Annotated in this window: 19 protein-coding genes; 3 read left to right on the top strand and 16 right to left on the bottom strand. The window is 60.8% G+C overall.

Features of this window, described 5'->3' with window-relative positions:
* Window positions 1-147: 147 nt before the first annotated feature.
* The 6 genes from JL39_RS08790 to argH all read right to left on the bottom strand — a co-directional run bounded on the left by JL39_RS08790 (window position 148) and on the right by argH (window position 6587).
* Complete coding sequence (locus JL39_RS08790) at window positions 148-1062, bottom strand: polysaccharide deacetylase (protein ID WP_052182744.1); 915 nt, start codon at window positions 1060-1062, stop codon at window positions 148-150.
* 9 nt (window positions 1063-1071) lie between these two features.
* A complete protein-coding gene (locus JL39_RS08785) occupies window positions 1072-2463 on the bottom strand; it encodes an MmgE/PrpD family protein (protein ID WP_037148310.1) in 1392 nt (463 codons plus the stop codon).
* 113 nt (window positions 2464-2576) lie between these two features.
* A complete protein-coding gene (locus JL39_RS08780; RefSeq protein ID WP_037148308.1) occupies window positions 2577-3407 on the bottom strand; it encodes an ABC transporter substrate-binding protein in 831 nt (276 codons plus the stop codon).
* 59 nt (window positions 3408-3466) lie between these two features.
* Complete coding sequence (locus JL39_RS08775) at window positions 3467-4237, bottom strand: amino acid ABC transporter ATP-binding protein (RefSeq protein WP_037148305.1); 771 nt, start codon at window positions 4235-4237, stop codon at window positions 3467-3469.
* 14 nt (window positions 4238-4251) lie between these two features.
* The gene (locus JL39_RS08770; RefSeq protein WP_052182743.1) at window positions 4252-5124 is read right to left on the bottom strand and encodes an amino acid ABC transporter permease; all 873 of its coding nucleotides are present in this window, start codon (window positions 5122-5124) and stop codon (window positions 4252-4254) included.
* Window positions 5121-6587 carry an argininosuccinate lyase gene (argH, locus tag JL39_RS08765; RefSeq protein ID WP_037148303.1) on the bottom strand — a complete coding sequence of 489 codons (1467 nt, stop codon included), beginning with the start codon at window positions 6585-6587 and terminating at the stop codon, window positions 5121-5123. The genes JL39_RS08770 and argH overlap by 4 nt, the downstream gene beginning before the upstream one ends.
* Window positions 6588-6780: 193 nt before the next feature.
* Between argH and JL39_RS08760 the strand changes: the two genes are divergently transcribed.
* Entirely contained in the window at window positions 6781-7680 is a 900-nt protein-coding gene (locus tag JL39_RS08760; protein WP_037148302.1) for a LysR substrate-binding domain-containing protein, read from the top strand.
* 10 nt (window positions 7681-7690) lie between these two features.
* Here the strand turns inward: JL39_RS08760 and JL39_RS08755 are convergent, their stop codons facing one another.
* Both JL39_RS08755 and JL39_RS08750 read right to left on the bottom strand, forming a co-directional pair.
* The gene (locus tag JL39_RS08755) at window positions 7691-8188 is read right to left on the bottom strand and encodes a GNAT family N-acetyltransferase (protein WP_037148301.1); all 498 of its coding nucleotides are present in this window, start codon (window positions 8186-8188) and stop codon (window positions 7691-7693) included.
* Between the two features lie 346 nt (window positions 8189-8534).
* Window positions 8535-11573 carry an adenylate/guanylate cyclase domain-containing protein gene (locus JL39_RS08750; protein ID WP_052182742.1) on the bottom strand — a complete coding sequence of 1013 codons (3039 nt, stop codon included), beginning with the start codon at window positions 11571-11573 and terminating at the stop codon, window positions 8535-8537.
* A 248-nt stretch (window positions 11574-11821) separates the two neighbouring features.
* Here JL39_RS08750 and JL39_RS08745 point away from each other — a divergent pair, with 248 nt between their 5' ends.
* Window positions 11822-12412: a nuclear transport factor 2 family protein gene (locus JL39_RS08745; RefSeq protein ID WP_037148300.1), complete on the top strand. Its 591-nt coding sequence runs from the start codon at window positions 11822-11824 to the stop codon at window positions 12410-12412.
* Complete coding sequence (locus JL39_RS08740; protein ID WP_152601069.1) at window positions 12409-14322, top strand: hypothetical protein; 1914 nt, start codon at window positions 12409-12411, stop codon at window positions 14320-14322. Before JL39_RS08745 ends, JL39_RS08740 begins: the two co-directional genes overlap by 4 nt.
* 76 nt (window positions 14323-14398) lie before the next feature.
* Here JL39_RS08740 and atzF read toward each other — a convergent pair whose 3' ends face one another.
* From atzF to JL39_RS08700, 8 genes are read right to left on the bottom strand one after another with little or no spacing between them, the layout of a single operon-like run.
* Window positions 14399-16219 carry an allophanate hydrolase gene (gene atzF, locus JL39_RS08735; RefSeq protein ID WP_037148299.1) on the bottom strand — a complete coding sequence of 607 codons (1821 nt, stop codon included), beginning with the start codon at window positions 16217-16219 and terminating at the stop codon, window positions 14399-14401.
* On the bottom strand, window positions 16207-16569 hold the full coding sequence (locus JL39_RS08730; RefSeq protein ID WP_037148298.1) for a cupin domain-containing protein: 363 nt from the start codon (window positions 16567-16569) through the stop codon (window positions 16207-16209). The genes atzF and JL39_RS08730 overlap by 13 nt, the downstream gene beginning before the upstream one ends.
* On the bottom strand, window positions 16562-17245 hold the full coding sequence (locus JL39_RS08725; protein ID WP_037148297.1) for an isochorismatase family cysteine hydrolase: 684 nt from the start codon (window positions 17243-17245) through the stop codon (window positions 16562-16564). The genes JL39_RS08730 and JL39_RS08725 overlap by 8 nt, the downstream gene beginning before the upstream one ends.
* The gene (locus JL39_RS08720; protein ID WP_037148296.1) at window positions 17245-18798 is read right to left on the bottom strand and encodes an ABC transporter ATP-binding protein; all 1554 of its coding nucleotides are present in this window, start codon (window positions 18796-18798) and stop codon (window positions 17245-17247) included. Before JL39_RS08720 ends, JL39_RS08725 begins: the two co-directional genes overlap by 1 nt.
* A complete protein-coding gene (locus JL39_RS08715) occupies window positions 18795-19496 on the bottom strand; it encodes an isochorismatase family cysteine hydrolase (RefSeq protein ID WP_037148295.1) in 702 nt (233 codons plus the stop codon). Before JL39_RS08715 ends, JL39_RS08720 begins: the two co-directional genes overlap by 4 nt.
* A gap of 10 nt (window positions 19497-19506) precedes the next feature.
* Entirely contained in the window at window positions 19507-20523 is a 1017-nt protein-coding gene (locus tag JL39_RS08710; RefSeq protein WP_037148294.1) for a formamidase, read from the bottom strand.
* Between the two features lie 15 nt (window positions 20524-20538).
* The gene (locus JL39_RS08705) at window positions 20539-21465 is read right to left on the bottom strand and encodes an ABC transporter permease (protein WP_037148765.1); all 927 of its coding nucleotides are present in this window, start codon (window positions 21463-21465) and stop codon (window positions 20539-20541) included.
* Complete coding sequence (locus tag JL39_RS08700) at window positions 21465-22595, bottom strand: ABC transporter permease (RefSeq protein WP_037148292.1); 1131 nt, start codon at window positions 22593-22595, stop codon at window positions 21465-21467. The genes JL39_RS08705 and JL39_RS08700 overlap by 1 nt, the downstream gene beginning before the upstream one ends.
* Between the last annotated feature and the right edge of the window lie 13 nt (window positions 22596-22608).

The following is a 22608-nucleotide window of genomic DNA, read 5'->3' as shown; positions in this document are numbered from 1 at the left end:
TTGTTCGAGCGCGACGACATGCGGTTCGCCGTCGACGCGGCGACGCCGTTTTCGGCACCTCAGTGGCGATCGCCGGCATGCTGGATAGCCATGGCAAGTCGCCGTCGCCAGGCGCAGGCCCGTAGGCGAAAGAAGAGAGGCCACCCATCATTCAGGGCCAGCGGTTCTTCCCACAGTTGCCATCGTAGAACGACGATGCCGCTCTTCCAGCGTCTCGAAATGGTCAGCGATCTCCCGGCCTGTCGCGATCCAGACGTCGGATTTCTGCCGAGCATGGAGGAGGAAGTCGCGCAGCAGATGCCAGCGCATCGGGCGGCCGGAAACCTGTGGATGGAGCACCATCGTCGTTACGCCACCCCAGGCATGGGTGGCTTCGAACTCGTCGATCCACAGCGACAGGACGGCATCCCGGCCGAAGATCGGCCGGGGACTCGTCCGGCTAGACATGCCAAAATTCCAGTCGTCGAAAGCGAAATTCACCGGGATCTCGACGATGCCCTCCTGATCGCCTTGGCCGGCATGCCGATAGGGCAAAATATCGTCGCGGAAGGAACTGGAATAACGCACGCCGCTCTTGGCAAGGTAGGCGAGCAGTTCGGGGAAATTTTCGCCCGACGGCGCCCTGTAGCCGACCGGGCGGACGCCGAGTGCGGTCTTCAGTGCGTCAAAGCCGCGGTCGATCTCCTCGAAGGTTTCATCAAGGCGTTCGCGATCGGGCATCTTGTGCAGGTAGCCGTGATGGCCGATCTCGTGGCCGCCCTTCAGGATGTCCTCGCAGGCGGCCTGATGGGCAAGCGCCGTCCAGCCGGGCGTGAAGAAGGTTGCCTTGAGCGACAGTTCGTCCATCAACTGGAGGATTTTGGCGATGCCGACGCGTGCGTCGTAGCCGCCATGCGAGGTTGTCACCATGCGGTCGATATTCGATGGGTTGTTGCCGATCCAGGCGGTCTCCGCATCGACGTCGAACCCAATGAAAAGCGCGCTTCGGGCGCCGTTCGGCCAGATCATCGGCGGAGTTTTGGGAGCCGGGTTGAGAGGCCGCGGAGAGAGATCGTAACTCATCCTGTCTCCTTAGAGGAAAAGCGTGCGTTGGTCGGCATTGCCGGCGAGGAGGGGAAGAAGGGCGCTGGCATCATCCAGCGTATCGAGGGCGTGAATAGCTTGCCATAGCTTCTCGGCTGAACCGGGCGTTATGCTCATCTTGGCAAGCACATGGAACTTGGCGGCGACGTCCTCGGAAGACATTGGCCGTTCCGCCGATCCGGTCGCGCGAGGCACCATGCGCGACATCCGCACTCCATCCGCAAATTCGAGGGTCACGACGGGTTCGTCCATGGGATGCATCGTATTGTCGACGGAAAGCTGCATTCGGGCCATCATGGCGGCAATGCGCGGGTCAGCCCGGCGCTCTTGCGCATAGGCTTCCAGCCCGGCACTGCCGTGGACGCAGCGTGCGGCAAGCGCGTAGGGAAGGCTCATCTGGGTTGGCGCCATCGCACCGTTTTCCTTGGCGCCGCACATGCCCATCAGCATGGCGCTCATGGCAAGCTCGATCTGTTTGATATCGCCCGCCGCCCGCCCGCTTTGGGCAAGCATGTCATTCAACGCGTCGATGGCCGAGTGAGCGCCGCGGCAGGACGCATAGGGTTTAAGCACGGCGCGGCGGATTTTGAAGTTCTCGCCGAGCGCCTCGGTCAGTTTCTCTGGTTCGCAGGCCGCCTTGTTGAAGGTGCGGAAGAAGCCGCCCCAGACGTCGTCGAAGACTTGTGATGGGCCGGCAAATCCGTCCGCGGCCAGCTTGGCAGCCAGAAGTCCGCCCTCGGCCGCACGGCCCGCATGGACTTTCTTGGCCTGCGAGCCGTCATGGATGAATGCCCAGAGGCCGGAGGAAAAACTCGTCGAAAGCGTGATCGCATCGCGGGTCGCGGAAGGATCGAGGTTGAAAATACGAGCCGCTGCGGCGGCTGCCGCAAACGTGCCGCATGTCGCGGTCGAATGCCAGCCGAGGCTGTTATGGGCGTCGTAGCCGCCAGCGGCCTCCAGTATGCGCCTGCCGGCATCGTAGCCGGCAACGATGGCTACAATCAGTTCTTTCCCGCTCACCGGTTGGCGCGCCTCGCTGATTGCCGCAAAGACCGCCGGAACGACGACCGCGCCGGAATGGTCGCAGCCACCGGAATCGTCGAGTTCGAAGGCGTGGGCGGCGACGCCGTTGACGAGAGCCGCATCGCGGGCATTGAGCCTGCGGTCGGTGCCCCAGACGGCTGCGGTTCCAGGTGCATTGGCGACACGGCTTGCAGTTCGGAATTCTTTCGAGCGGGTGCCCGCAAGTGCCGCCGCAAGCGTATCGGCGAGATGGGTTTTGGTTTTTTCGACCACGTCGCGCGGCAGATCTTCGAACTGCAGCGTCGAGATAAACTGGGCCAGCCGGTTGATCGGCTTCATGCCCGACATGAAAGACATGGTCTATATTCCTGAATAAACTCGCATAATCTTTCGCAGATCGGGATCGGTTCTGCGTCGGCTGCCGACCCGGAGAAGGAAGGCTCCGGCTTGATGCCGGAGCCTGGTCGTCGTTATTTCGCGGCTTCGCCGTTGACATAGATGCCGTCGAGCATCGTGCCTTCGAGGCCATGGGCGGCGAAGATCTTCTTGTATTCGCCATTGTCCATCAGCGCCTTTAAGGCTGCGGCATAGGCGTCGCGCAGTTCGCTGTCCTTCTTGGCAAAGCCGATACCCTGATAGACGGCGGTGAAGGGCTCGCCGACAAGCGCGTAAGTGTCTTTCTCCAGTGTCATCAGATAAGGCAGGGTTTCGGAACCCTGGACGGCAGCGTCGACGCGGCCCTGCTTGAGCTGGGCGCGGGCGTCGGCGGAACCTTCGGTACCGACGACCTTGATCGCCGGCTTGCCGGCAGCTTCGCAGTTAGCGGCGCTCCATTTTGCGGTTTCATCCGGGAAGGATGTGCGGCGGCTCATGCCGACGGTTTTGCCGCAGAGGTCGACCGGCGACTTGAATTCGTCCTTGCTCGCGGCGGCAGTGTAGAACTGGGCGCCGGACTTCATATAATCGACGAAGTCGAGCGTGTCGCGGCGCTTCGGCAGGTCGCTCATGCCGGAGTGGATGAGGTCGACGCGGCCAGTCGTCAGCGAGGAAATCATCTGTTCGAAGCCGATGTCCGACCATTCCACCTCAACGCCGAGTTGCTTGGCGAGCGCCACGCCGAGGTCGATGTCGACGCCCTTGAGTTCGTTGGTCGCCGGATCTCGATATTCCATCGGCGGGTAGTTGGGCTGGTTGGCGACCACGACCTTGCCGGCGGACTTGACGCGCTCAGGCAGTTCCGCGGCGATCGCGGATGTGGCGGCGAGGCTTGCCACGGCGAGTATGACGAAGTGTTTATTCATGAAGTTCCCCTTGCTGGTCTCATCTGGGACGACGGCCGGTTATGCCGTCGCTGCTTGCCTCAGCTTTGAACGGCCTTGATGAATTCTGCCGTTCTGGCGCTTTTCGGAGTGCTGAGAACCTCCGATGCCAATCCTGTTTCGACCACCTTGCCGGCTTCCATGAAGGTCACGGTGTTGGCGACGTTGCGGGCGAAGCCCATTTCGTGGGTGACCACGATCATCGTCATGCCGGAGGATGCGAGGTCGCGCATCACGTCCAGCACTTCCGAGACAAGTTCCGGGTCCAGCGCCGAAGTCGGTTCATCGAAGAGAATAAGGTCAGGCTGCATGCCCATGGCCCGCGCGATCGCCACCCGTTGCTGCTGTCCGCCGGAAAGCTCCGAGGGATAGTGGTCCTTCTTGTCTGCGAGGCCGACGCGTTCGAGCAGCGTTTCGGCTCGCTCGCGGGCTTGCCTGGCTGGCTCGCCAAGGACCTGGACTGGACCTTCGACGATGTTTTCGAGCGCAGTCATATGCGGGAAGAGGTTGAAGCGCTGGAAGACCATGCCGATGCGGCGGCGCTGCTGCGAGATCTCCACATCGGAGATTTCATGTAACCGGTCGCCTTCGCGGCGGTAGCCGACCAGTTCGTTGTTGACCCAGATCGCGCCGCCATCCAGGCGCTCCAGCAGGTTGATGCAGCGCAGGAGGGTACTCTTGCCGGAGCCTGAAGGGCCGATGATGCAGCTCACTTCGCCGCGCGTTACCTCGAGATTGACCTTGTCGAGAGCCAGAAAGTTTCCGAAATGCTTGGTGACGTCGACGGCCTTGACGATGATGTCGTTGCTCATGTGATCCTCCTCCATCAGACCGAAGACCGGATCGATTTGATGCCGCGACCGAAGTAGCGCTCGATATAATATTGGCCGACCGAAAGAATGGAGACGACGAACAGATACCAGAAGCTCGCAACCAGCAGCAGTTCGAGCACGCGGGTATTGGCGAAATAGATGATCTGCGCGTTATGCAGGATTTCGGAATACTGGATGACGCTGGCAAGCGACGTCAGCTTGACCATGCCGATGACTTCGTTGCCGATCGGCGGGATCATCACGCGCATGGCCTGCGGCAGCACGATGCGGCGCAGCATCTTCATGTGGGTCATGCCGATCGAGCGCGCGGCTTCATACTGGCCGCTATCGACGGAGAGAAGTCCGCTCCGGACGACTTCGGATGTGTAGGCGCCTTGCGAGATCCCAAGCCCCAGCATGGCGGATACGAAGGGAGTCATGATGTCGACGGTCCGGAATTCGAAGAGGCCGGGAATGCCCATGGTCGGGAAGATCAGCGCAAGGTTGAACCACAGCATCAGTTGCAGAAGTGCCGGTGCTCCGCGAAAGACCCACACATAACCCACCGCGATCGAGGACAGTACCGGATTGCCGGAAATACGCATGATGGCGATCACGACGCCAAGCACGATGCCGAGTGTCATGGCGGCGACGGTCATCAGCAGCGTGTTGCCGAGACCGGCGATGATGGTGGGCGCGAACAGGAAGTCGCGCACATAGCTCCATTCGATCTGGCCGACGCTGAAGGCGCGGACGAGGGCTGCGAAAAGCAGCAGCACCACGGCGGCTGCGACGGTTCGGCCGATGTGCCGTTTGGGCACCAGCGTGAGATGGGCAATCTCGTATTTGCCGATATCGCCTGTGGTCCTGATCGTCGTGGCGTTCATCGGGCGACCTGCTCCTTTCCCGCCTTGTCGCTACGCGGAGACGGCGAGGCGGCGGTCGATGCGGCGGCGAAGGCGCGGCAGGTTTCGAGCGCCTCGGAGAAACGGTCGATCTGCTCCCGCACGCGTTGCGGTGCGGTCGAGCCGTAGCCGGTCCGGCTGGCGAGTGCATGTTCGAGCGTGATGGCTTTCAGCATATCAGGCGTCAGCCGCGGATCGATGTTCGGAAGGTCTTCCGCAGTCAGGCCGGAGAGATCGTGGCCGCGCTCTTCACAATAGCGAACCACGGCGCCGGTGATCTCGTGTGCCTCGGCGAACGGGACGTTCTGTCCGACAAGCCAGTCTGCAACTTCGGTTGCCAGCGTGAAGCCGCGAGGCGCTTCCTGCCTCAGCCTGTCCACCTGGAAGTCCAGCGTTTCGACCATTCCGGCAAAGGCCGGCAGGATGAGTTGCAGGACGTCGATGGTCTCGAAGAGGGCCCGCTTGTCTTCCGCCAGGTCGCGATTGTAGGCAAGCGGCATAGCCTTCATCGTTGCCAGGAAGCCCGCGATGTTGCCGATCAGCGTCCCCGACATGCCGCGCGTGAGTTCGGCGATATCGGGGTTCTTCTTCTGCGGCATGATCGATGAGCCGGTCGAATAGGAATCGTGCAGGCGTACCCAGCTGAACTGTTTGGAGCTCCAGATGCAGATTTCCTCGGCGAGCCGCGAGAGATCGACCGCGACGAGCGAACAGATGAACAGGAATTCCGCCACAACGTCGCGCGAGGCGACGGCATCGATCGAGTTCTCGCACGCTGCCGAATAGCCGAGTTCAATGGCGGACAAGTCAGGACGGCAGGCAATGCCGGAGCCGGCAAGCGCTGCCGCGCCGAGCGGCGACCGGTCGAAGCGGCGGTCGAAATCGATGAAGCGCTGCAGGTCCCGAAACAGCGACTGGGCATGCGCCATCAGGTGATGGCCGAGCACGACGGGCTGCGCCGGCTGCAGGTGAGTGAAGCCGGGCATCACCGTTTCGGTGTGTTGTGCAGCCTGCTTCCGGATCGCCTCTTCGACAGCGATGACGCCGGCGCTCAACTCGCGCGCCATGCGGCGCAGGTAGAGGCGGGTGTTGTTGGCCGTCTGGTCGTTGCGCGAGCGGCCGGCCCTAAGCTTGCCGCCGAGCGTGCCGAGGCGTGCCATGAGGAGGCGTTCGAGGAACGTGTGAACGTCCTCATCACCCGGGATCGGTGTTTCGCGCCCTGCGGTAACGTCCGTTTCGATATCGTCGAGCGCCTTGCGGATCGCGGCAAATTCGCTTTCGTCCAGAACGCCGGCCCGCTTCAGCTCGGAGGCATGGGCTCGCGACCCTGCAATGTCTTCGCGGTAGAGACGGAAATAGGAGGCAGGTGCCCGAGACAGATTCGCCAAGGCTTCGGATGGTCCGGATTTGAAGCGTCCGCCCCAAAGCTGCGTGGGTTCAGCCATTCATCTTCCCCTGTTTGTCTAAACTTTTGGCAAGGCTTGCACGTGCTCCTTTGTTGAACAAGCGAAGTTATTTCGTGGTCCCTATGACGAAAGCGACTAGCTCCAATATGCCATTCGGCCTACTGTGATCCTTGGACGGATTTCCCTTGTGAGGACGGAATACAGCGCGGGCAGACATGGCGTGGAGACAGGAATGACTTCGGGGCGGCAACTGCCTTCAACGACGGCGCTGAGGGTCCTGCTGGCGGTTGCGGAGCGCGGTTCGACCAGTGCTGCCGCAGACAGCACGAACCTTACGCAAAGCGCAGTCAGCAAACAGCTGTTATCGCTTGAAAGGCTGATCGGCAGTCCGGCTTTCGTCCGGACACCGCGTGGCATGGTCCCGACGGAGGTGGGGACCATCTATATCGAGCATGCGCGTACGGCGCTGAAGGCGATGGAGGATGCGGCGCTCAAAGTCGCGCGGCTGAAGCCCGGCCCTCGCGTCCTGCGCCTGCAAGTGCCGCCGATCTTCGGCGACCGCTGGCTCCTGCCGCGTTTTGCCGGATTTACCGCAGCTCATCCCGAAATCGAGGTGCAGTTCACGACTTTCGTGTCGCCGACACAGTCGGAAGTCCCTGACGGCATATTCCGTTTTCTCACCCAACCTTTGCCGGGCGAACACACCCGCTACCTTTTTGGTCGCGACGTCCTGCTCGTGAGCGCGCCGTCCTACTGGCAACAGGTCGGGCATCCGCATACTATCGAGGAACTGGCGAGCGGCGTCATGCTGGAGCATCCCCAGACGCCGCTGCATTGGCGCCATTTTGCGGCAAGCTCCGGCCATCCGGGGCTTGAAGTGCGACATACGACAAGGTTTGGTTATTACACCATGGTCATCCGTGCGGCACTCGCGGGGCAGGGGATGGCGCTCATCCCCCGCGGCCTGATTCTCGAAGACCTCGCCGCCGGCCGGTTCGTCAATCCGCATGGCTTCGCCTATCGAAGCGACTACGGTTACTGGTTCGCTCGGCCCGAGAACATCGCCTCGAGCGAATCCATGTGCATCTTCGAAAAATGGTTAGGTGCGATCGCCGAGGATATGCAGGACTAAGTTGTCCGCGTCATTGCTCTGCAGCTTCACCCATCGCATCCGCTAGGCGATCAAGGGCCGATTTATCCAAGCGATAGAACAGCTTGTCCGGTTTTCGGCTGCCGCCGATATCGTCGTAGAAGGACAGGAGTCTGAGGTTTTCCGGATCCGCCGTCCAGTCGATACGGGAAAGTCCCCGATCGCGGGCTACGCTGGCCAGGGCCTGCATGAGGAGGCGACCAAAGCCTTTACCTCTATGCCGGTTGCCGACATAAAGTTCCTTCAGGAACAGGCCGGGCCGCAGGTACGGGCCAGGATAGATTCCGGAAAAAGCCGCGAAGCCGACAAGAGCGTCGTTTTCAGCTGCGATCAGGATTTCCGCCCCAGGCGGCCGTCCCTCGATGCCGGCGACTATTTCCGGATAAGTCGGGCTGGGTACCTGGTAGTGGTCCTGCATCTCCTGCATAACCGCGGCCAAGCTTGAGATGAGAGAATCTCGGGGCTCCAGCAAGCGAATGACGACGGACATCGCGTCTCCTCCTGAGCAGTTTCCATTGTAACAGGAGGCCGGATATTGCATTACCCTGTGGCCATCATGTCTCACTGAGGTCCGTACTGCTACCCTTGGCGCGGGCGAGGCGCAACCTATCAAGTCGCGCAGATCCGTCATCATCGACTGCCAGCCAATTGTCGAGGTGATTTATGAGCTGTTCGATGTAGCGCGGGGCGCAAATTCAGGTAGGCCGGTGAGAATTGCCGTTAGTGCGGCACCACCGCGAAGAGGTCGGTTATCCAGTACAACCTCGGTCTCCGGCGGCGGCGGGAGTTGCAGGCAGACAAGAATGTCCGTATCGGCCAAAATAGATTGCCGAGGTTCAAGAGGTATCTCTTAGCTTTAACTCGTCCCTCAAACGCAAAAGTTCGGCGAAATAGTATCGCTCGCCCGTTTTCTTTGCGAGAGCGAGGGCCCGTTGCACCGTATCTGACGCTTCCGCAATCCGACCCAGTCTAAGATAGGTTTCGGCAAGGACACCTAGATAACAGGTTTTATCGATCTCCTGCTCGCCCATGTTGTCGCAGATGTGCCGCATTTGATCGAGGCCAGATGCATCCTGGCGAGTCACCACAAGCATCCAGCCCTGAAAGAACGTCGCCATGTTCAGCCAGAGCTGAAATCCATTCTTTCTCGCCAACGGTATGAGTTCGTTGATCATCGGTTCGAGCATTGTCGCATCATGACGAAGGGCCATGAGGATACAGCCGTTGCCGAGACATGCCGCAAGTCGATAGTCGGTTTGCTGACGCGCCTGCGCTTCGGCCTGCTGGAAGAGCGCCAAGGCTTCCTTTCCCTCGCCAAGAAGCTGCAGTGTCCAAGAGAGATAGATCATCGACATGCTGGGGAAGTCGCTTCCTATCTCTTCGGCGGCCGCCTGATATGCCAGTGCTTGCTCCAGATATGGCCGGGCCTCATCGAACCGCCCCCGTGAGAATGCACACATGCCCAGAAACTGCATGCCCAGAACAAGGGCTCTGATGTTTTGCCGGTTTCGCCCTATGTCGACTAGCTGATTGCTTGCCCATTCTGCGTCATCGAAGCGGGCAGAATTAAATGCGGTGCCGAATAAACCATCCAATGCTCGGATAGCGGCCTCCGCGTCACCCAATGCCTCGCTAAGCCGCATCACATTGCGGTAGGCAGCGCTTCCCTCGCGCGTGACGTACCCGTATGTTGCATACAACACATCGCCGCGTTCTAGCTCCAACCGCAGTTCCCTGCGGTCTCGATCGCTGGACGGTGGCAGCTTTTGCAGACAAGCCAGCCCTTTGGCAAACATGTTCGCAGCTTCAACTTTCGCCCACGTCTGCCCGAGTTTCAGTCCCGCATGCAGCCACTGATCGGCGGCGCGCTCGAATTGCCCCGCCTCATATAAATGCTGCGCCAGTACCTCCGGATGTTCAATGGCGGTGCTTGGCTCCGTTTCTTCGATTGTCTGGGCCACCCGCGCGTGGAGTAGTCGCCGCTTCTCGCGGAGCAGCGCTCCGCAGGCAGCCTCCTGCAACAATACATGTGTGAATGCGTATCTCGGCCAGTCGGCGAAGGGCTGCGGTGATATCAGGCCGACCTCGGTCAAACGTTCCAGTTGCAGCTTCAGCGCCTCCACAGATACATTGGCAACTCGCGACAGCATCCTCATGTCAAACTCGCGCCCGATAACCGCGGCAACCTGTGCGATTGTCTTTCCCTGCCCAAGTTTGTCGAGTCTCGCGAGCAGGGCGGACTGAAGATTGTTGGGAACCTCAATGGGAGTGTCGCTTGCGTTCGCAGGGGCGCCAAAGGCTGTTAACTCCGCAGCAGATCTTGCAAGCTCTTCCACGTATAGCGGCACCCCCTCCGCCTTCCTGACCAGCGATTGGGTTACCGCCGATGCGAGCTTGATCCCTTGGGTGGCGCTTTCGATGAGCGCACCGGTTTCTTCGCGGCTGAGACGTCCGAGTTTCAGGCAATCTATGGCCGGTCGCCGATCCCCGAACCTCACCACGTCGTTACGCGAGGTTATCAGCACAAGCGCAGGAAAATCGCGGGCCTTGAAAAGCCCATCCAGAAGGTTGCTTGATGAGGGGTCAATCCACTGCGCGTCCTCGATGGCCAGCAAGAGCGGACCTTGCAGCGTCATGTGGCGGAGCCAATCCACAAAGACCTGGCTTACGATCGACTGCTGCTCGCTCGATGTGAGTTCGGAGGGCGGATAGTCCATCTGCTCGAGGAAGAGCAGCCTGGCAAATATCGGAAACGAGACTGACAATGGAACGCCGCTCGTCACGAGGGCGGTTTCGAGCCTTCTCGCGGCATCGGCTGGCGGCAGCGCATTGGTGATACCGGATTCTTGTCTGAGCAGTTGCAGGAAAGGGAAAAGGGCGCTGTTGCTGTAAGCGGCGGAACACTGCGCAATTAACGTTTTTTTTGCCTGTATTCTCTTGGCGACTTCGAATAGGAGCCTTGATTTCCCAATTCCAGGTTCTCCGCAGATCAGCAGCCAGCGCGCGACACCTTGCTTGGTGATCAGCCTCCAAAGAGCAAGAACCTGCTCGATCTCGCTCCTTCGCCCGATCAGTCGCGTAATCCGGGCTTTGCTAAATCTGTCGCTGCTCGGCAGGGCCCCGCTGGCACGCCAGATGTGGATCGGCTCGGCAAAGCCCTTCACAACTGTAGCGCCAAGATCTTGAAATTCGTAGGCGCGGCGGGCCGATGCGTATGTGCTCTGATCGACGAGGATCGTCTGCGGAGGCGCCAATACTTGCAGTCGCTGTGCGAGATTGGGTACCGGTCCGAAAGCCACGGTCGGCAAACCAGGCGGTGCTCCCTCGACGTCGCCCATCACGACCAGTCCGCTGGCGATCCCAATCCGAATGTTCAGCGGCGTTTGGTCAGGGACCTCGATCCGAGGAACTGCCAGCAACAGGTCGAACGCAAGATCGAGAGCGCGCTCCCCATCGTTCTCTTCCGCGGCTGGATAACCGAACAGAACTTGGAGGGCATCGCCAGCGTAGTTGGCGACGAAGCCGCCATGCGATCTGGCAAGACCGCCGCAGCGGGTAAGGTAGCTCTGTGTCAGATCGCTGAAATCTTCCGGATCAAGCCGCGCCGCATATTCTGTCGATCCCACCATGTCGCAAAACAGAATGGTCACCTGGCGGCGCTCTGGCGGACTGCGTTGCGCTTTCGCATCGCCCGGCTGCTCCATTGCTGCAATAGCCGCCACCAGCTTCCGCCTCGGGCCAATCGGGATTCGCAACTCGCGCAAATCTCTGTCGTTGAGCAACCTCAGGCTGTCGAGATCGATCTGGGCGCGAGCGAACTTCTGCGCAAGTTGCGCTAGTCCCACAGCGGTCAGCCATTTTTCAATGTCGCTCACAGTGCCTCCTTCATAGGGATGAAGGTTGCTAACTTAATTGCGCTCTAGATAGCCTCAGGCTACATTAGTAAATTGAGATATCCAAGAAGTAGGGCCCGGCATGCCCAGTCTATAACGAGCGCAGAACACTTCGCACGCTCGGCCGCCATTATACTGACGCAGCACACGATCATCGCACGGCAGATTATCATCTGAACTCGCAGCTTTTCAAATCTGCAATCGATAGACGCTATGGGAGAGGTGTTCGAATGTGGGAGTTAGTCAAAGTCGCGATATTCGCGACCTTTATCGCGATCATTGCGCCTCAGGTTCTCCTGGCGCAGGAATGTCCAACCCAGGATGAGAAAATTTGGGCAGAATTCTCAGGCGTGGGTTCAAGCTATCGGCCAGTAACCATCGAGGAGCGTAACGCTGTCATGGATACTCTGGCCCGATATGCATGGGCAATGGACAATAGAGATTCCGCAATGCTTGCGCAGGTCTTTACCGAAGACGCGGAATACTATCTTTGCGGCCTCGATTCGGACTCTGCTCAGGAACGCGCCGCGCTTTTGAAGGGCATCTCAAGTCATTTTGGCAGCGTGTTTGCAAGGCTGGATGTGGGGCATGCACTGGCTCGCAGATCGTTTACGAACGCCCTGATGGGTAAGAAAGCGGATGGCGACATCGATGTAATCGTATCTGTCGTTGTCTTCATACAATCTCTGAACATCAGCAGCCCGCAAGTCGACTACACGGCGAACCTGATCGCCACGCTTCGACAGATCCAAGGGATCTGGAAGATCAGGATTTTGAAGGTGATCACAGACGACACGGGCATCAGGATACGAGCGAGATGAAGCCGGCATCGGCCGCAACCCATGGCCGAGCCCCGCCTGCGACACGCCGTGCTCCAGTAGCAATCGCTGGCCTGTTTTTTGTTCTCGTCGTCACAGGAAGCCCCGCGACGCCCGCATCGGTGGGCGACGAGATCGGAACCAGTGTCTTTGCGCCCGAAGACAATCGGCGCTTTGGCGAGATTGTCGAAGCATGGAATGCCGACATCCTTTGGGAGCCGGCCGCGGTTAGCCAGGACCCGATCACGAAATTTGGGGACGAAGCCAGAGCGGTGTTTGGGCCCATTCCGCCAGGCGACTGCAATGCCCCGGATTCAAGGCGTCTGATCCTGGAGGTTGATGGCAACAGCGTTGATCTGGCACCGAACCTGAGCAAGCCCGGATTTCCCCTGGAGTTCGAACACAGGGATGTCGACGGCAATCTGGTCAGAAGAACGACAAGCCTGCCAAAGTGTGACAAGCCCTCGCTGGCGGCGTCAGCCTACTGTGCCATGAACTCCCGGCTGGCCCATGTAAGCCTCAATCACGTCTCGTGGACGTTCCTGTGCAGGAAGTCTTCAAGCAGTCTGGAAGTAGACAATATCGAATATTGGAGGTCCTCCGATCCCAGATTCGCGCTCTACGGTGCAATCGGCTTCAACGATCTGACGGGAGAGATCGCGTTCATCGATGGAAGAAAAGATCGGGATACCTTCGATTGGTCGACGCCTTTTGTTCCTCCAGGAGGGCAGTCCTACTCGGATGTAGCCGGTCGTGCTAGCGCTCGGGAACTTTACGACAAGACATTTAAGGTCGACTGTCATGCGTGCCACGACAACAAGAAGCCCTACGTCATAGATCCGCATGTCAAGCAGGCCAGGGTCGCGTACGCGTCTGGCGATGCAGACGGCAGGGCTGCGGCATTTGCACCAGGTAAATTTCTTCCGGGACGCACCGCCAGGGCCGAGGCACCTTTTCGGGTTATCGGCTCCGGCTACACTGCCGGACGTGCGTTCGAGATGACGCGGGCGAAAGCGGTGGGTTTTCCAGGGCATCCATGCACATCCTGCCATAGCCTTACGACATTGGAGACCGGGCGCCGTTTTGCTGCGGACGCGGTGGGGAAAATGCCGACGATCGCTCGTCCTACGCCAGGACAGCTGGACGCCTTGTTCGAGCAGAAGGTGCTTCTGACCAACGTCAAGAACCATCGTACTGATTGGGCCCTCCGCTCAGGAACAGGCAAGCTTTACCCATGGATGCCTCCGGCCAACGGGGGCGAACTGTCAACATCGTCGCCGGAAATCAGCGATGAGGACTGGAACCGCTTGAGCCAGTGCCTTTGGGATGCGGGAGGGGAAGAATGTGGCTATCAGTCGCTTTACACCGCTTGCCCTGCTCCTGACAAAGACGGTGACGGGTTCGACGCGAAGGATTTTACGACGGAGGTGAACTGGCAGCCGCAAGACCGCGAGCGCCCGGCGCTTCGCTTGAAATGGCGATATTGGAACGGTTATGGAGAGGTGCCAACACGTGACGACGTTCGCTTCAACGTCGCTGTAATTGTAACCGATCTGCCCCCGGACGCGCGCCTGCCTTTCGATTTTGAGTTTCCACCAGTGCCTGCAGCGAAAGGAAGTCAGTTTACCACCACGCGCGGAGAGGTCGGCGTATCCGGTTCAGCCATCGTCTTGAAGAACGCGTCGTTTGCAGGACACAAGAAGTGGACCGATCCCTCACCAGCCATCGCCATGCGAGATTATGCGATTGATGTACCCGCTGTCTGCGGCAAGAGATACCTCTTCCGAGTACTGCCAAAGCGCTTTTGCTTCGACTATAGCGGGATTGTGTATGGCTCCGGCTACACGGTTCACGCGGATATTGCATGCGGAGGTAGCGCATCGCCACTCAAGCCGTCATACCGATCGAAGTGAAACGGAAACGCGTGTCGCTCCGCCCAAGCGCGACATCGAGGATGCTCGATGAAAGTTGGCATCTTCGCCCGGGAGTTCAACGGGTCGTGAAGGCCAGGTTCTTACAATATGCTTTCCATCCGCCAAAGGCGGTGATGTCGAGAGCATTCTTAAGCCCGAGCGGCTCGGCGAGGAAACCCTTGGCCGAGGTTCCATCCGACAGCGTCACTGTGCCGATACTCAGCGGGCCGGGGATGGCCGCAACGAACAGCCCGAAAGCCGCCGGCGTCAGCTTCCAGACTTCCACTTCGATCTCGCCGCCTTCGCCTTCCTCTACGCGGATCATGCCGGGTTTCGGCGGCGCGGTGTCCGCCAGTGCGTAGAGCCTGTAAGCTGCCGATGTCCGTGCGACGCGGGAGAATTTGCCATCGAGTTCGGTGAGTTGATGGTTTAGTGGCATGCCGGAAAGATGGGCGCCGATCACGACAATATCGATCAACTGGTTGTCTTCGGGTGCCGAGATGATTTCCGCCGCTGCGGGTAGCGGCCAGCCGGTAGCGCCGAGCGTCAAGCCGCTCGCCCGATGGAGATCGCGGGCGAGCGAGGCAGTCAGCCCGTCGCGGCCAGAGGGAGCCAGAAGCGTGACGCTGGCCGGCAGGCGGTCGGCGCGGGTGCCGGCCGGTACGGCGATGCCACACATATCGAGCAGGTTGACGAAGTTCGTATAGGTGCCGAGGCGGGAGTTCTCCCGGATCGGTTCCGCTTCCAGATCGGCAAGGGTGTAATGCGTCGGAGCAGTCGGAACACAGAAAAGATCGACCGAGGCGACCAGCGGTTCGATCTTCTTTTTAAGCTCCTGCAGGGCATAGAACCCATTGAAGGCGTCAGCCGCCGAGAGTGTCTTGGCGCCGCCGTAGATCTGGCGCGTCACCGGATGAAGGCTGGCCTCTTTCTCATCGAAGAACGGCCTGATTGCCGCATAACGCTCCGCCACCCAGGCGCCCTCATAAAGCAGGTTTGCAACCTTATAGAAGTCGCCGAACGATACTTCGACCAAATTGTGGCCGAGCCTCGCTAGTGTCGAAAGTGCGTCGAAATAGGCGGCCTCCATTACTGTATCGCCGAAGAATTGCAGGTCTGTCTTGGCCGGCACGCCGATCGTCAGCATTTGCGGTGTTGGGCCGTAGCCCGCGGCGGGGATGGATTTCGAGTAGGCGTCGGTCTCGTCATATTTCGATGCAACAGAGAAGGCCTTCCAGGCATCGTCCACCGTCAGTGCGAAGATCGAGACGCAATCCAGTGTACGGCAGGCGGGAATGACGCCGGTGGTGGAGAGTGCACCGACGCTTGGCTTCAAGCCGACGATGTTGTTGAGACCGGCGGGAATGCGGCCCGAACCGGCGGTATCCGTGCCAAGCGCGAAGCTGACGATGCCTTGGGCCGTCGCCACCGCCGAGCCGGAGGACGAGCCGCCGGGGACCAGGCCGGGATCGATGGCATTCTTCGGGATCGGGTAGGGCGAGCGGACGCCTACGAGGCCGGTGGCGAACTGGTCGAGATTGGTCTTGCCGATGACGAGCGCGCCCGCTTGCTTCAGCAGCCGGACGACGGTCGCATCCCTTTCCGGCAGATAGGCATAGTCGGGGCACGCAGCGGTGGTCGGCATGCCGGCGACGTCGATATTGTCCTTTACCGCGAAGGGGATGCCGAAGAGCGGTTTTCCCAGATCGAAACCGCCAAGTTTGGCCGCTTCCGCAAGGACCGCGTCCTTCTGCGCCAGATGGATGAATATGCCGGGATCGTTCACCTCCGCGATGCGGGCGAAGACACCCTCGACAATGTCGGTGGCGCTGCCGCCATCCCTGTAGAACGCGTGCAGCGAGGCGATATCGAAAGCCGGTGTCGTTAGCGGGGGCATGCCATTTCCTCTTCGAGTATTTTCACGGGCCGGTCCCATTGGATCAGCACGACGCAGCCGGTATTGCTCCAGACGGAATGTTCGCTGCCTGGCGCGTTGACGATGTAGCTGCCGCGGCCGTAGTCACCGGCCTCGTCGGATTGCACGCCGTCGAGCACGAGGATGGTTTCGAGGCCCTCATGGCGATGGCGGGGAACGCCGGAGCCCGCCTCGTATTTCAAAAGCGCCACGCCGGGCTGGTCGCCCTCGAAAGAGCGAATCCAGTGGATGGTGACCTCGCCGCGGAAGGGCTCGAATTCCAAGTCTTTCCAGCCGCCTAGCGTCAGAAGTTCGCGAGTTGATTCAGGCATTGGTCATCCCCCTTGGCACGATCCCTTCCAGAATATCGTCCACATGGGCCGTCCAGCCGACGATCGCGCCTTGGGCGCGGATCATGGCGATGGCGGCCGCCTTGAACTCCGGAAAATAGCTCTCGGTCGCCTCTTCGGCGAGCAGGCATTCGTAACCGCGGTCGTTCGCCTCGCGCATCGTTGTCTGGACGCAGACTTCCGTCGTCACGCCGGCGAAGACGAGTTGGCGGATGCCCTTCGCTTTCAGCACTTCGCCGAGTTCGGTGGCATAGAAGGCGCCCTTGCCGGGTTTTTCGATCACCACCTCGCCGTCGATTGGCGCAAGTTCCGACAGAATTTCGGTGCCTCGCTCGCCGGAGATCAAAATGCGGCCCATTGGGCCTTCGTCGCCGATCCGGAGCGAAGGGTTGCCGCGGTCCCGTTTTGCAGGCGGCAGATCGGAGAGGTCAGGCCTGTGGCACTCCATCGTGTGGATGACCGGCAGGTTGGCGGAGCGAAAACCCTCGATCAGGCGTTTCACGTCCGGCACAATCTTCATGATGCGGCTGACATCGTTGCCAAGGCTGGCGCCAAAGCCGCCGGGTTCTACGAAATCCCGCTGCATGTCGATGACGATCAGCGCCAGTGCTTCCGGTATCGCCGGGAAGGCGAAGGGTTCCGCCTTGATGTCGCCCATCAGTGATGCCCCGCCATATGTGCGCCGATGACGCCGACATCCGCCCCGCGGGCCGGCGTTTCGTAGACCAGTTTACCCTCCGAGATGACCATGATGCGGTCCGACATTTCGAGCAGTTCGTCGAGGTCTTCGGAAAGCAGCAGCACGGCCGTGCCGGAATTGCGGGCCTTCATGATGCGGGCACGGATCTCCGCCACGGCGGAAAAGTCGAGGCCGAAACAGGGATTGGAGACGATCAGAAGATCGACGTCGCCGGTCAGCTCGCGGGCAAGTACGGCGCGCTGCACATTGCCACCGGAAAGGGCAGCAATCGGCGACGACGACGAGGCCGTCTTCACCTTGAAATCCGAAATGAGCGCGGCCGCCCGCTTCTTCATTGCGCCCCTGGAAAGCCAGATCGCGTCCTTGCCATTCGGCTTGAGGTCAAAGGTGCGGAAGGCGAGGTTTTCGCTCACCGTCATTTTTGGCGCGCAGGCGTTCTGCAACGGCTCTTCCGGGATGAAACGAACGTTGTTCTTGCGGGTTTCCGAACGAGTGGCGCCATAGGTCTCACCGTTGACGGCGATGCGACCCGTATCGGTCGGCCGCTGCCCGGCAAGGATTTCCGTGAGCTCTTTCTGGCCATTCCCGGAAATGCCGGCTATGCCTACGATCTCGCCGGGGCGGACCGTCAGGTCCGCGATTTCGATCGTTTTCAGACCCGAGCGGTCCGGCGCCTTGACCTGGCTGACCTTCAATACTGGTTTTGCCGCTTCCGATACGGGGCGGCGGCTGTCGAGCTCGGCGAGCTTGACGTCGCCGATCATCATCGCCGCCATGTCGGCGGTGGAAAGCTCGCCGATCCTGCCGGTGCCGACCAGCTTGCCGCGCCTGAGGATCGAGACTGCGTCGGTGAATTTCGTCACCTCGTGGAACTTGTGGGAAATCATTAATACGGTCAGTTCGCCGCGCTCCGTCATGCCACGCACAAGCCCCAGCATCTCGTCGGCTTCCGCGGGTGTCAGCACCGAGGTCGGCTCATCGAGCACGAGGAGCGAGCGGCCGAGATAGAGCTGCTTGACGATTTCCAGCTTCTGCTTTTCGCCGGCGGCGAGTTCGCTCACCGGCCGATCGAGCGGGATCTTGAACGGCATGCGCTCCACGAAGGCCGCAAGATCCTTCCGCTCCTTTGCCCAATTGATGACGGCCGGTACCTCGGAGCGGCTGATGACGAGGTTTTCCGCGCCGGTCAGCGACGGGACCAACGTGAAATGCTGATAGACCATACCGAGTCCGTAGGTCGCGGCATCCTTAGGCGAGGCGATCGCCACTTCGCGGCCATCGACCGACAGCGAGCCTGAGGTTGCATGGTAGAAGCCCATAATGCATTTGACGAGCGTCGACTTGCCAGCGCCGTTTTCGCCGAGTAGCGCATGGAACGAACCGGCCGGCACGCTGATCGAGACATTGTCGAGCGCAGTGAACGAGCCGAAGCGCATGGTCATGCCAAGCGTTTCGATGCAGACCGCCTTGCCGGTCTGAGGGAGGGGCGTATCACGGACGACGGTGTTCATGGCAGCGCCTCGATGAGTTTTGCCGAATTGGAGACGGAACCGAACACGCCGCCCTGCATCTTCACCATCTTGATGGCGGCTAGGTGGTTGCCGTAGTCGGTCGCACCGCAGCAGTCTTCCAGCAGCAGGCATTCGAAGCCGCGGTCGTTCGCCTCGCGCATCGTGGTCGAGACGCAGACGTCGGTGGTGATGCCGGTGAGGATAATGTTCTCGATGCGCTTCTGGTTGAGGATCAGCTCCAGATCTGTGGAGCAGAAGGAGCCCTTGCCGGGCTTGTCGATAATCGCCTCGCCCTCGATAGGATAGAGCTCGGGGATGATGTCCCAGCCGGGCTCGCCGCGGACCAGGATGCGCCCGCAGGGGCCGGGGTCGCCGATGCCGGCGCCGATGCGCTGCGAGCGCCAGCGTTTGTTCGCCGGCAGGTCGGCAAGATCCGGCCGGTGTCCCTCGCGGGTATGGATGATGTAGTAGCCCTTGGCCCGCATGGCAGAGAGGACTTGTTTGATCGGCTCGATCGGCGCCTGCACCAGCGACAGGTCGTAACCCATGTGGTCGACATAACCACCCTTGCCGCAGAAATCCGTCTGCATGTCGATGATGATGAGGGCGGTGTTTTGCGGTCTCAGATCGCCGTTATAGGGCCAGGCGTAAGGGTCGGCGTCGATAAAATGCCCTTTGGTCTCAACCATCGCGTCCATTATCTTTCTCCTATTCGCCAGCCAGCTTGAAGGTTTCGCCATAACGCCGCGCGGGTTTTTCGAAGCCGCAGGAAGTGCCGTCGGTCACCTTGACCTTGTCCTCCCAGGGCAGCCTGTATTTCCCGGCGATGAGGTCGTGCATGTAGCTGTAGGGCGCATCGCCCGCGCCGCCGGCGACGGCTACGTAGCCGCGATGGCCGAACTGGTAGATGTTGTTCTCGACACCCCAGCCGAGCCGCGCTTCGCGCACCAGATCAGGCCGTACCTCGGCAGTGATGATCTCGTTCACCCGGCCGGACGTGCCGTGGGCGATGATCGTGCCGTCGAAATTGCAGATCATGCCTTCGCCCATCGAATCGAACGTGCCGTCCGAACCGCACATGCAGACGCTTGCCGTCACCATCATATTGCAGAAGGCGTTGGACTGGTTGGTGAAGCGCCAAGCCTCGCGGATCGGCGCCGTATAACCGGCCGTGCGGATCATGATCTCGGCGCCCTTGTAGGCGCATTCGCGCGCCATTTCCGGGAACATGCCGTCATGGCAAATGATCAGCGCGAGCTTCGCGCCCTTCGGTCCGTCGATCACCGGAATGCCGAGATTGCCCGGCTCCCAGGGTTCGACCGGCACCCATGGGTGCATCTTGCGGTAATAGAGCTTCAGCTCGCCCTGATCGTCTATGACGATGCCGGAATTGTAGGGCATGCCGCCGGGGTTCAGTTCCATGATCGAGAAGCAGCCCCAGATGGCGTTATCCTTGCAGGCTCGTCTGAACGCAGCGACCTCCGGCCCGTCCAGCGTGCACATGATCTCCGGGTTGATATCCATGGAAAGGCCGTGCAGCGCGTATTCCGGGAAGACCACGAGATCCATGCCCGGCTGGTTGCGCCGCGCCTTGGCCACCAGATCGACGATCACCTGCGTCTGCTTCGCGACGTCCGCTTTGGTGACGGTGACCGGCAATTGGAGCTGCACGAGACCGATGCCGACGCCGTGTTCGGATTTGTTAAGACCGCCTAAGCCATTCATCGGAGAACTCCTCCTTTATTTCGTGAGCGACAGCGCACCCGGGGCACCGGCAAGCGACCGGTTGGGCGAAGAGGTGGCGATCAGGATGATGAGGGTCAGCACGTAAGGTGCTGCATAGAAGAGGTAATAGCCCTGCGTGACGCCGACCGATTGCAGCGCCGGACCGAGCGCGCCGGCGCCGCCGAAGAGCAAGGCCGCGAGGAAGCAGCCGATCGGGTTCCAGCGGGCGAAGATCACGAGCGCCACGGCCATCAACCCTTGGCCCGAGGAAATTCCTTCGTTCCAGGATCCGGGGTAATAGAGCGACAGATATGCCCCGCCGATTGCCGCCAGCGCGCCGCCGACGGCGGTGGCGAGCAGCCGCACCGTATCCGGATTGATGCCCATGGCACGGGCCGCATCGGTACTGTCACCGACGACGCACAAGGTCAGGCCGATGCGGGTGTTCCTGAAGGCCCAAAAGAGGAACACTGCCAGAGCCGCGCCGATAAAGAAGAGCACATTGATGTTGAGCGCTGCCTGCACCTGCGGAATACCGGACCAGCCGCCGAGCGGGATGGACGGAAGTTTCGGCGCTACCGGCTGGATGAACGGCTTGCCGAGGAAAAATGCCATGCCCAGGCCGAACTGCATCATGGCGATGCCGATCGCGATGTCATTGACCTTCGGGAACTTGCAGATCCAGCCGTGGATAAGGCCGAACCCCGCGCCCGCCGCCATCGCGGCCAAGATGCCAAGTGTCGGCGAGCCGGTCAGAACCGCGATCGCATAGGCCGTCATCGCCCCGAAGACCAGCGTGCCTTCGAGTCCGAGATTGATGCGGCCGGAGCGTTCGGTGATCGCCTCGCCAAGCGAGACGAAGATGAACGGGGTGGAGACGCGGATGGCGCCGGCGAAGATCGCCAGAGGCACGCCCCAGAAACCGATACCTGACTCTTCCATCATGCGCTCCTTTTCCAGAGGTCGGGATTGAAGATCTTGAAGCGGCCGTAGAAGGTCTCGCAGAAGAGGATGACGATGAAGAGCATGCCCTGCAGCACCAGCACCGTGGCATCGGGTAGGCCCATGCGCCGCTGGATGAGGCCGCCCGAGGCATCGATGCCGCCGAGCAGGATGGCGACCGGGATGATCGCCAGCGGATTGTGGCGGGCGAGGAAGGCAACGAGGATGCCGGTATAACCGTAGCCGGCCGCCAGCGACGCATTGGCGCTGCCCTGCACCGCAGCCACTTCCACCATCCCGGCAAGTCCGGCGAAACTGCCTGCTATGGCGGTAAAGCCCGTGATCAGCTTGCCGACCGGCAAGCCTTGAATCTGCGCGGCGCGGACATTGCCGCCGGCGATGCGGGCCGCGAAACCATAGCTCGTCGCCTCCATCAGGATCCAGGAGAGGATGCAGGCGAGGATGCCGATAATGAGGCCCCAATGGACGTCCATGCCGGGAATGTCGCCCATCATGTACTCGGCCGGCAGCGGCCTGGTGGAGGGCTTGTTGAGGCTTGCCGGGTCGCGCAGCGGCCCTTCGACGAACTGGTTCATCAGGGCGATTGCGATATAGGCCAAGAGCAACGAGGAGATCGTCTCGTTGACGCCGCGATAGTGGCGCAGGAAACCGGCGAGCCCGATCCAGAGCCCGCCGATCACCATGGCGGCAAGCCCCATGAAGACGAACAGCACGACCGGCGGAACGAGGCCGACCAACGGCATGGCTGCCGCTGCCGCAGCGACGCCGCCGAGCACCCCCGCACCTTCACCGCCGATGATGATAAGGCCGAGGCGGGCGGGTAGGGCGACGCAGAGCGCCGTCAGAAGCAGGGGGGCGGCGCGTGAAAAACTGTTCTGGATCGAGAACCAGCTTCCAAAACCGCCCGTGTACATCAGTTGGAAGAGGGTGACCGGCGACTTGCCGATCACCAGGATGAAGATGGAAAAGAGCGCCAGGCCGATCAGGATCGCGACGAGCCCGATCGCCACAGGCTCCGCCCGTCGCGCAAGCCATTCGAGAAGGGGGCGGAGCGACGCGCCGCTTCCCGCCACTATGGATAGTCCCGGATCGTTTGCTTGAACCGTCATGGCGCTGCCCCCT

It is taken from the genome of Rhizobium sp. YS-1r (genome assembly GCF_000757525.1).
Taxonomy (GTDB): domain Bacteria; phylum Pseudomonadota; class Alphaproteobacteria; order Rhizobiales; family Rhizobiaceae; genus Neorhizobium; species Neorhizobium petrolearium.
The sequence above is the reverse complement of the archived record's forward strand: the minus strand, read 5'-3'. Positions and strand labels throughout refer to the sequence as shown.